Raw genomic sequence first — 9,057 nt, forward strand, 5'->3', positions numbered from 1 at the left:
CCGGTGGTCCGCGCCCGCCTCACCGTGGGCGGCGCCACCCGCGAGGGCCTCGCCACCGGCCACACCCTCCCCGACGCCCGGCTGCGGGCGCTGGCCGACGCCGCCCGCTTCTTCGGCCTGGAACTCCCCGAGGAGGCCCAGTGGGTCGAGTACGACCCCGAAGACGGCCCCAACACCACCGACCTCGACGCCGAGGTGGAGGAGGTGGCGGCCCCGGCTCCCCGCGCTGCCCTGCCCCCGGCCCCGCCCCGTGACCCCCAGATGGAAAAGGCCCGGCAGCACATTCAGGACCTGATCGAGCAGCTCAAGGCGGCGGGCAAGGCGAAGGAGGCCACCCAGGCCCTGATGCGCGGCTACGGCGAGTCGCTGGAGGAGAGCCGGGCCATCTACAAGGAACTCCAGGCCATCTTGCGCGGCTAGCCATGCTCAAGGTCATCGCGGTGGGGGACGTGCACGCCGACTGGCCCGCGCTGTGGGCGGCGCTGCGGGCGGCGAGCTGCGTGGACGCGGCGGGGCGGCCCACGCCCCCGGTGCTGGCCGGGCTGTATCAGGTGGTCCTGATCGGCGACCTCGTGCACCCCAAGAACGAGCGGGCCTACGAGCGCTTGACCGGGCTCCGCCGCTTCGACGTGCGCGACCGCGACCACCTCCTGCTGGCCGCCCGCGAGCAGGTGCGTGAGCTGGAGCGCCTGCGCGAGTACCACGCGGCCGCACCCCACGCGGTCCACCTGATCCTCGGCAACCACGACGCGGCGGTGCTGAGCTTGGGCCACGTGCTGGGCACCGGGAGCGGCCTCGTGCACGTCGAATTCGACCCGGATCGGGGCGGCGCCCTCCTCCCCGACGGGCTGCGCCGCTGGATGGAGGGCTTCCTGCGCGAGCTGCGGCTGGGGAGCGTGCAGTTCGCCCACGTCTCCCCCCTGCCCGCGCACGCGTTCTACGACGACCTCTTCTACAGCGACTCCAGCTCCAAGCGCTGGTTTCTGGACACGCCCGAGTACGTGCGGCAGGCGGGCCTGACCCTGGGCGTCTACGGCCACACCCAGATGCCCACAGGAATCCGGATCGACCGCGACGCCGGACTGTGTCTGATCGACGCCCTGCACGCCCGGCAGTATCTGGAACTGCTGCTCGACCCCGCCGCGCCCGATCCGGTGCAGGGCGTCCGGGCCATGCCCTTCTGAGGCCCTCGCCCCGGCCCAGAGTGTGACCGTGTTGACAGCCAGGGAGACGGCCGCTATCCTTGACCCCGCTGCTTTTGCGGCAGCGCGGAGTGGTCCGGTAGTGTAGCGGTTAGCATAACTGCCGGTCACGCAGTAGGTCGCGGGTTCAAATCCCGTCCGGACCGCCACCCGGCTAGATAGCTCAGCTGGTAGAGCAAACGACTGAAAATCGTTGGGTCGCCGGTTCAAGTCCGGCTCTGGCCACCAGGAGGAAGGTCCCCGTCTCAGGCGGGGATTTTTCGTTGCGGTGGCGGCGTTTGTGGGGCTGGGGGGTCAGGGCCCCGCCGCACAGGGTTGAGGGTCGCCGGGGCGTGCCCCTACGTCAGCTCCAGCAGCGTGACGAGGACGCGGGTGCCGTCTTCCAGGGCCCGGCTGGAAAAGAGGCCCGTCGTCTCGACCTGCAGCACCTCGCCCGCCGGGACGTCCCGCGCCTGCCCGTCCACGCTCAGGCGCAGCCGCCCACGCAGTACGGCGACGACCACGGCCTGTCGGGCGTGGGTGTGCGGCGGCAGGCCCTCGCCCTCCCGGTACTCGAACAGCAGGGCGCGGCCGCCGGGAGCCTTGACGAGCACCTGCGGAGGAACAGGGCGGGGCGTGGGATCACTGGACATGGGGGGCCTCCGGCGGAGCGGCGAGGGCGTGGCGTTCGAGGTTGGGGTGCATTCGGCGGGCCAGCCTCAGCAGCGCGGCGGCCTCGGCGGCGGGCAGTTCCTCTCCCAGCGTGGTTTCCCAGAGCGCGAGCCAGCGGCCAAAGTGCGCCGGGCCGATGCCCAGGCCGCTGTGCGCGGGGCCGGGCTGTCCCCGGTAGGCACCCGGCCCGCCCGTCACCGCCCGCCAGAAGCCCTCCAGCCGCGCGATGTGCAGGGGCCAGCCCGCCTGCGGAAAGGGACCGATCCTGCGCGTGAAGACCGGGCCGAGGTCGGGGTCCCGGGTGACGCGGGCGTAGAAAGCCCACAGCACCCGCCGCAACCGGTCTTCGCCCACCCGGGCAAAGAGGCTGTCTTCCGGCGTCAGCGCGAGGGTCATCGCCCGGCCCTGCTGGGGGGTGTGAGCAGATCGGGTGCGGGGAGGCAGGGGGGGAGCGGGGAGAGTCGGAGCATCGGTGGACCTCCAATTCTGGATATGCAGGTCCACATATCCATTGACAGGCTCAGCCTAGACGCCTGTAAAGTGGATGTCAAGGTCCACTTCTGGTGGCCCCAGGAGGCGAAGTCCTGTGTTTTCCCAGACCACCGAATATGCGCTGCGGGCCGTCGTTACCCTGGCCGGAGCGGGCGATCAGCCCCTCACGACGGCGCAGATCGCCGCCCGGACAAGGGTGCCGCCCGGATATCTCTCGAAGGTGCTGCAAACGCTGGGCCGGGCCGGGCTGATCACGGCGTCGCGGGGGCTGCGCGGGGGCCACCGCCTCAGCCGTCCGGCAGGGGCGATCTGCATGCTGGAGGTGGTCAACGCCGTCGAGCCGCTGGCCCGCATCCGCGAATGCCCGCTGGGGCGGCCCGACCACACCAGCCTCTGCCCGCTGCACCGCCGTATCGACGAGGCCGTCGCTGCCACCGAGCGCCAGCTGGCCGCCACCACGCTGGAGGAACTGACCCGGCCCGTTCCCGGCCACCCGGAAGCCCCGGTCTGGCCCGTGCCGGAGCAGTCCACTTCCTGAAGGTCAGGCAGGAGTGAGGGGCAGACGGCCGCGCAGCTGGTCCATCCGCCGCTGAAAGAGCTGGGGGTCGTCCAGAGCGCGGGCCACCGTATAGGCTCCCTGCACTGCCAGAAAGACCTCGTCGGGGTCGCTGTCGGGAAAGACGGTCCGAGTCCGGGCCGCGACCGCCTCCCGGTAGTGCTGCACGATCTGGGCGGCGCGGGGGGCGGCGGGGTCACGCAGCGCCCGCAACTCCACCGCCAGCGTCCCGAAGGGGCAGCCCCCGTGCGCGGCCGAGTCCGGGTCGGTCAGCAGCCAGCCGAAGTAGGCGTGCAGCCACGCCGGGGGCGGCAGGGGCGCGAGGTCGTCCAGCAGGCCGCGCAGCTCGGCCTCGCAGGCGTCCAGCACCGCCAGCAGCAACTCCTCGCGGGTCTGGAAGTAGTAGTACAGGTTGCCCAGCGGCACCCCCGATGCGGCGGCCACGTCCTTCAGCGTGCTGCCGCACACCGCCCGCGTCCGGTAGAGCCGCAGCGCCCCCCGCACGATCTGCTCGCGTTTGCCCCTCGTCACGTTCTGTGCCCTCCCTCCGGGGTCAAGATGCCATGAAGCAGGGCTGAGGTTTGACCCGGCCTGCACCCCTACCCTGAGTCAGAAAGCCAACTGAGTGGCTGGTGCTCGGGCGTCCTGCGGGGCGGCGGGGCGAGGAGACCTATGAACAAGACGACGATGCTGGCCCTGATGCTGGGCCTGGGAGCCGCGCAGGCCGGAGGCGCCGAGGGTGCCCGCCAGGAGGGATTCCTCGAGGTGAACGGGGCGCGGATTCACTACGTGTCCCAGGGGCAGGGCACGCCCATGCTGCTGCTGCACGGCTATCCGCTGAGCGGCGAGCTGTTCGCCCGCAACCGCGACGCGCTGGCCGCCGCCGGATACCGGGTCATCACGGTCGACCACCGGGGCTACGGCCAGAGCACCGCGCCCGCCTCCGACCCCGGCAGCCTGACCACCTATGCGAATGACGCCCTCGCGGTCATGGACCGCCTCGGCGTGCAGCGGGCCATCGTGGGCGGCATGAGCATGGGCGGCCCCATCGCCTTCGAGATGTACAGGGCGGCCCCGGGGCGCTTCCTGGGATTGGTCCTGATCAACACCATCGCCAACCCCGCTTCTATCGTGGAACAGCACCTCTGGCGCGGCATGGCGCAAAAGGCGAGTACCTTCGGGCCGCAGTCGCTGGTGGGCGAGCTGCTCAAGGACATGCTGACCGGGCAGACGCGCCTGAACCGCCCGGCGGACGCGGCCTTCCTCACGGCCATCGTCAGGCAGGCGACGGTCGCGGCGGACGTGGCAGGGGCGAACGCGCTGGCGACCCGGCCCGACTACGTGCCCTTCCTGAAGACGATCACGGTGCCCACCCTGATCGTGGGCAGCGTGGAGGACACGGTGTATCCGCCCGAGTTCAGCCGGAAGATGGGGCAGAACATCGCGGGGTCGAAGGTGGTGCTGATTCCGGGCGCCGCCCACGCCGCCATCTTCGAGAAGGCGGACGCGGCCAACCGCGCCATTCTCGACTGGGCGCGGGCCAACACCCTGCGCTGAGCGGGGAGCGGAGGAAAGGGACGCGGACAGCTTCGGCCTCCGCGTCCCTCGCCATGCTCCACCTGCCAGACTGCGCCCATGCACTCCACCGCCGACGTGCGCGGCGTCTGTGCGTCCCTGCCCGGCTCGCGCGAGACGTTTCCCTTCGACGCGGCCGCCCTGGTCTTCAAGGTCGCGGGGAAGATGTACGCCCTGACCGACCTCACCGCCGATCCGGTCACGCTCCCGCTGAAGGTGCGCCCCCAGGACGGCGAGGCGTTGCGGGCGGCGTACCCGGCGGTTCAGCCCGGCTCTCACCTGAACAAGCGCCACTGGGTCACGGTGACGCTGGACGGGACGGTGCCGGGGGAGATGGTGCGGGAGCTGCTGGAGGCGAGTCACGCGCTGGTCGTGGCCGGGCTGATACGGACTCCGATGAAATCGTTGACGAAGTGATTCAGGTCCGAGCGGATGCGAGAAGGAGAAAGGGCGGGTTCCGGGAGATGGATGGACTTCCGGTGGTGTTCCGGAAGGAAAGGAAGTGGACGGCAGTCCGTATGACGCGGGCGCGACGGGCAGAGGTGGAGGGATGAACGGGAAAGGGAGCCAGNGAAAGGAAGTGGACGGCAGTCCGTATGACGCGGGCGCGACGGGCAGAGGTGGAGGGATGAACGGGAAAGGGAGCCAGGTTCACCCCGGCTCCCTCCGCTGCGCTCATGGTCAGAACGCCGTGTCCAGCGCCTCCAGCGCCGCCTGCGGGTCCGCAATGCCCGCCTGGGCCATATCGGGCCGTCCGCCGCCCTTGCCGCCCGCCGCCGCCGCGAGCTTGCCCACGAGCTGCCCCGCGTGCGCCCCGCGCGAGACGGCGTCCTTGGTGGCCTTCACCACGAGGCCCCGGTCGCTGGCGATCACGGCGAGGTCAGCCCCGCTGGTGTCCAGCAGCTTGTCGGCAGCCCCGCGCAGCTCGTTGCCCTCGATGCCCGAGAGCTTCAGCGCGGCGACCTTGAAGCCGCCGAGTTCGCGGACCTGCTGGCCCGCGCCGCTCCCGCCGCCCATCTGGGCCTCGGCGAGCTGGCGGCGGACCTGGGCTGCCTCCTGCCCGGCGGCCTTGAGCTGGGCCTGCAGGCCCTGCACGCGGGTTTCCAGGCCCTCGACGCCTGTGTTGAGCAGCCCGGCCACCCGTGAGGCCGCCTCCAGCCGTCCGCGCACCCAGGCGGTGGCCGCCTCGCCCGCCAGCGCCTCGATGCGCCGCACGCCCGCCGCCACGTTCTCGTCGGACACGATCACGAAGGCCCCGATGTCCCCGGTCCGGCGCACGTGCGCCCCGCCGCACAGCTCCTTGCTGGTCACGGTCGCGCCGCCGAAGGGCACGCCACCCTCCACGCTGACCACCCGCACGGTGTCGCCGTACTTCTCCCCGAAGAGGGCCGTGGCGCCCGCCGCCCTCGCCGCCTCGATGGGCATCTCCTGCCAGGTCACCGGGAAGTTGGCGGTCACCCAGCGGCTGACCAGCGCCTCGACCTGACCGATCTGCTCGCCGCTGAGGGCCGCCCCGTGCGCGAAGTCGAAGCGCAGGCGGTCGGGAGCCACCAGCGACCCCGCCTGCCGCACGCCCGATCCCAGCACCGCCCGCAGCGCCGCGTGCAGCAGGTGGGTGGCGGTGTGGTGCCGCTCGGTGGCCCGGCGCTCGCCCGAGACGACCCCGCGCACGCGGGCGCCGGGGCGCAGCTCGCCCTCCTCGACCCGCACGTCATGCAGGAACACGCCCGCCGGGGTCTTGCGGGTGTCGCGCACCCGGCCCGCGCCACCGTCCCACTCCAGCCGCCCGGTGTCGCCCACCTCGCCGCCGCCCTCGGCATAGAAGGGGCTGCGCGAGAGGACCACCATCGCCTCGCTTCCGGCGGGCAGGTGAGAGAGCCGCTCGCCCGCGCCCATCAGGGCCAGCACCTCACCCTCGGCTTGCAGCTCGTCGTAGCCCACGAACTCGGTGGCGGGCAGGCCGTCGAGGGCCTCCTGGGAGCCGCCGAACAGCTCGGACTTGCCATACTTGCTGCCCGCGCGGGCGAGGTTCTGCGCGTTTTCCAGGCTCTCGGCGTATCCGGCCTCGTCCACCGAGACGCCGTATTCCTCCGCGATCTCCTTGGTCAGATCGAGGGGGAAGCCGTAGGTGTCGTACAGCACGAAAGCATCCTCACCGCGCAGCGTGCCGCCCTGTCCCAGCCCGGAGAGCAGCCCGCCGAGGCGCTGGATGCCGCCCTCCAGCGTCTTCAGGAAGCGCTCCTCCTCGGCGCGAATGGCCGATTGCACGCGCTCCTGCTCGGCGCGGAGTTCGGGGTAGGCGTCGCCCATCTTCTCCACGACGAGGGGCACCAGCGTGTGCAGCGTCGGCTCGCGCAGGCCCAGCAGGTAGGCGTGGCGGGAGGCGCGGCGCATGATCTTGCGCAGCACCGAGCCGCGTCCGTTGGGGCTGAAGGCCACGCCGTCCGCGATGACCATGCTGACGCTGCGGACATGCTCGGCCACCACCCGGTGCGACACGCTCTGCGGCCCCTCGTAGGGCTTGCCGCTGAGTTCGGCCACCCGCGCGATCAGGGGTGCGAACACGTCGTTGGAGTAGAAGTCGTACGCGCCCTGCACGACGGTGGCGATGCGCTCCAGGCCCATCCCGGTGTCGATGTTCTTGAAGGGCAGGTCGGCCAGCACGGGGGTGCCGTCGGGGAGGGGGTCCTGGCGGTCGTACTGCGGGAAGACGCAGTTCCAGATTTCCAGGAAGCGGGCGCTCTCGCGGGTCTGCGCGTAGTCGGCCCAGGTATCCAGGCCGTAGTCGGGTCCCCGGTCGTAGAAGATCTCCGAGCAGGGGCCGCAGGGACCGTTGGGGCCTTCTTTCGGCGCGTCGGCGGGCCAGAAGTTCTCGTCGGCCCCGAAGCGCAGGATGCGTTCAGGCGGGAGGCCGATCTCCCGCGTCCAGATGCCAAAGGCTTCCTCGTCCTCCTCGTAGACCGTCGCGTACAGGCGCTCGGGGTCCAGGCCCATCCACTCGGGCGAGGTCAGGAACTCCCAGGCCCAGGTCAGCGTTTCGCGCTTGAAGTAGTCCCCGAAGGAGAAGTTGCCCAGCATCTCCAGCAGCGAGCAGTGCCGCAGGGTGCGGCCCACGTTCTCGATGTCGCCCACCCGCAGGCACTTTTGCACGGTGGTCACGCGCCGGTTCTCGCCGTGGCCGGGGAACCTCGCGGGAGCGCCCATGAACTGCGGCTTGAAGGGCTGCATCCCCGCCACCGTGAACAGCGTGGTGGGGTCGGGGGCGATCAGCGAGTGCGGGGGCAGCCGGAGGTGCCCTTTCAGGGCGAAGAAGTGCAGGAATTTCTCGCGGATTTCAGCGGTGGTCAGCGGCCCGGTCATGGGGGGAGTCTATCAGCGCCCTCCCGCAGCGGAATCGGCCGGGAACACGCCCGGAACCCCGCCAGAGGGCGGATGCGCGGCCCCCTCCCCCTCCCGTACCCTCCCGTCATGCCCGAAGCCGACGCCATCGCCCGTACGCCCCGGCCCCATACCCGCCAGAGCCTCGGGGCCGACCTGCGGGCGCTGGGGGTCAGGGCAGGGGAGACGCTGCTGGTTCACTCCAGCCTGAGCGCTCTGGGCTGGGTCGTCGGTGGCCCGGTGGCCGTGATTCAGGCGCTTCAGGACGTGCTGACGCCCGCCGGAACGCTGGTGATGCCTGCCCACAGCAGCGACCTCACCGACCCCTCGGGCTGGAGCCGTCCGCCCGTGCCGGAGGCGTGGACACCGCTCATCCGGGCTGAGATGCCCGCCTTCGACCCCGCGCTGACGCCGACGCGGGGCATGGGCCGGGTCGCGGAGCTGTTCCGCAGCTGGCCGGACGTGCGCCGCAGCGACCATCCCCACTCGTCCTTCGCGGCGTGGGGCCGCCACGCGGAGGAGGTCACGGCGGGGCATTCCCCCGCGTTCTCGCTGGGCGAGGGTTCCCCGCTGGCCCGCGTGTACGACCTCGACGGGCGGGTGCTGCTGCTGGGCACCGGGAAGAACACCAGCCTGCACCTCGCGGAAGTGCGGGCCGGGCGGCGCGGCACGGTGACCCAGGGCGCTCCGGTCCTCGTGGACGGCGAGCGGCGCTGGATCACCTTCGAGGACCTCGACTACGACGACGGGGCATTCCCGCCCGTCAAGGCCGCGTTTGAGGCGAGCGGAGCGGTCACGCACGGGCATGTCGGTTCCGGCGAGGCCCGGCTGATGCGGCAGCGCGAGCTGGTGGACTTCGCGTTGACGTGGTGGCTCAGCCCATAAGAAAGAAGGCGGGGCCGCCGCCCCACCTTCCCGGTCAGTGTTCGGTTCAGACGAACTGGCCGCCGTGCCGGGCTGCCGCTGCCTCGACCGCGTCGGCGGGCACGCTGTCCTCGATGGCCACCGCGCGGCCACTCTCGTTCATGCTGCTGCTGAGGCGCTCGTACTGCTCGTCGCTCACGTCGTAGGCGCTGCTGTAGCTGCGGCTGGCCCCGCCCGTCTCGTCCACGCCCGCCGCGCCGCCGATGGCGCCGACCGCCGCGCCCACGCCGCTGCCCAGGGCCGTCATGCCCAGGATCACGGGGAGGGCCAGACCGCCCG

10 protein-coding genes, 2 tRNA genes and 1 pseudogene are annotated in these 9,057 nt (G+C 71.6%); 8 read left to right on the forward strand and 5 right to left on the reverse strand.

Annotated elements, in window-relative coordinates:
- The 4 genes from QOL99_RS11930 to QOL99_RS11945 form a co-directional block, all read left to right on the forward strand.
- Nucleotides 1–420 (forward strand): single-stranded DNA-binding protein (locus QOL99_RS11930; RefSeq protein ID WP_285524114.1); only part of this gene is annotated, 420 nt, incomplete at its 5' end.
- A 2-nt stretch (nt 421–422) separates the two neighbouring features.
- Nucleotides 423–1,184, forward strand: coding sequence for a metallophosphoesterase (locus QOL99_RS11935; RefSeq protein ID WP_285524115.1), 762 nt, complete (start codon nt 423–425; stop codon nt 1,182–1,184).
- A gap of 91 nt (nt 1,185–1,275) precedes the next feature.
- Nucleotides 1,276–1,351: transfer RNA gene (locus QOL99_RS11940), tRNA-Asp, on the forward strand.
- Nucleotides 1,352–1,354: 3 nt separating this feature from the next.
- A tRNA-Phe gene (locus QOL99_RS11945) sits at nt 1,355–1,430 on the forward strand.
- A 110-nt stretch (nt 1,431–1,540) separates the two neighbouring features.
- Here the strand turns inward: QOL99_RS11945 and QOL99_RS11950 are convergent.
- Nucleotides 1,541–1,834: a cupin domain-containing protein gene (locus tag QOL99_RS11950; protein ID WP_285524116.1), complete on the reverse strand. Its 294-nt coding sequence runs from the start codon at nt 1,832–1,834 to the stop codon at nt 1,541–1,543.
- Nucleotides 1,824–2,249, reverse strand: coding sequence for a group III truncated hemoglobin (locus tag QOL99_RS11955; protein ID WP_285524118.1), 426 nt, complete (start codon nt 2,247–2,249; stop codon nt 1,824–1,826). The genes QOL99_RS11950 and QOL99_RS11955 overlap by 11 nt, the downstream gene beginning before the upstream one ends.
- Before the next feature lie 190 nt (nt 2,250–2,439).
- Between QOL99_RS11955 and QOL99_RS11960 the strand changes: the two genes are divergently transcribed.
- Entirely contained in the window at nt 2,440–2,883 is a 444-nt protein-coding gene (locus tag QOL99_RS11960) for an Rrf2 family transcriptional regulator (RefSeq protein WP_285524120.1), read from the forward strand.
- A gap of 3 nt (nt 2,884–2,886) precedes the next feature.
- Here the strand turns inward: QOL99_RS11960 and QOL99_RS11965 are convergent, their stop codons facing one another.
- Nucleotides 2,887–3,432: a TetR/AcrR family transcriptional regulator gene (locus QOL99_RS11965; RefSeq protein WP_285524121.1), complete on the reverse strand. Its 546-nt coding sequence runs from the start codon at nt 3,430–3,432 to the stop codon at nt 2,887–2,889.
- A gap of 141 nt (nt 3,433–3,573) precedes the next feature.
- Between QOL99_RS11965 and QOL99_RS11970 the strand changes: the two genes are divergently transcribed.
- Complete coding sequence (locus tag QOL99_RS11970) at nt 3,574–4,458, forward strand: alpha/beta fold hydrolase (RefSeq protein ID WP_285524122.1); 885 nt, start codon at nt 3,574–3,576, stop codon at nt 4,456–4,458.
- Nucleotides 4,459–4,536: 78 nt separating this feature from the next.
- Complete coding sequence (locus QOL99_RS11975; protein ID WP_285524123.1) at nt 4,537–4,893, forward strand: MmcQ/YjbR family DNA-binding protein; 357 nt, start codon at nt 4,537–4,539, stop codon at nt 4,891–4,893.
- Nucleotides 4,894–5,157: 264 nt separating this feature from the next.
- On the opposite strand, the gene alaS is transcribed toward QOL99_RS11975, so the two are convergent.
- Nucleotides 5,158–7,836: an alanine--tRNA ligase gene (gene alaS / locus QOL99_RS11980; protein WP_285524125.1), complete on the reverse strand. Its 2,679-nt coding sequence runs from the start codon at nt 7,834–7,836 to the stop codon at nt 5,158–5,160.
- A 108-nt stretch (nt 7,837–7,944) separates the two neighbouring features.
- Here alaS and QOL99_RS11985 point away from each other — a divergent pair, with 108 nt between their 5' ends.
- The gene (locus QOL99_RS11985) at nt 7,945–8,739 is read left to right on the forward strand and encodes an aminoglycoside N(3)-acetyltransferase (RefSeq protein WP_285524126.1); all 795 of its coding nucleotides are present in this window, start codon (nt 7,945–7,947) and stop codon (nt 8,737–8,739) included.
- A 46-nt stretch (nt 8,740–8,785) separates the two neighbouring features.
- Here the strand turns inward: QOL99_RS11985 and QOL99_RS11990 are convergent.
- Nucleotides 8,786–9,057: pseudogene (locus QOL99_RS11990) on the reverse strand (hypothetical protein); the annotation flags it as partial.

This window comes from Deinococcus rhizophilus, from assembly GCF_030271215.1.
GTDB lineage: Bacteria > Deinococcota > Deinococci > Deinococcales > Deinococcaceae > Deinococcus > Deinococcus rhizophilus.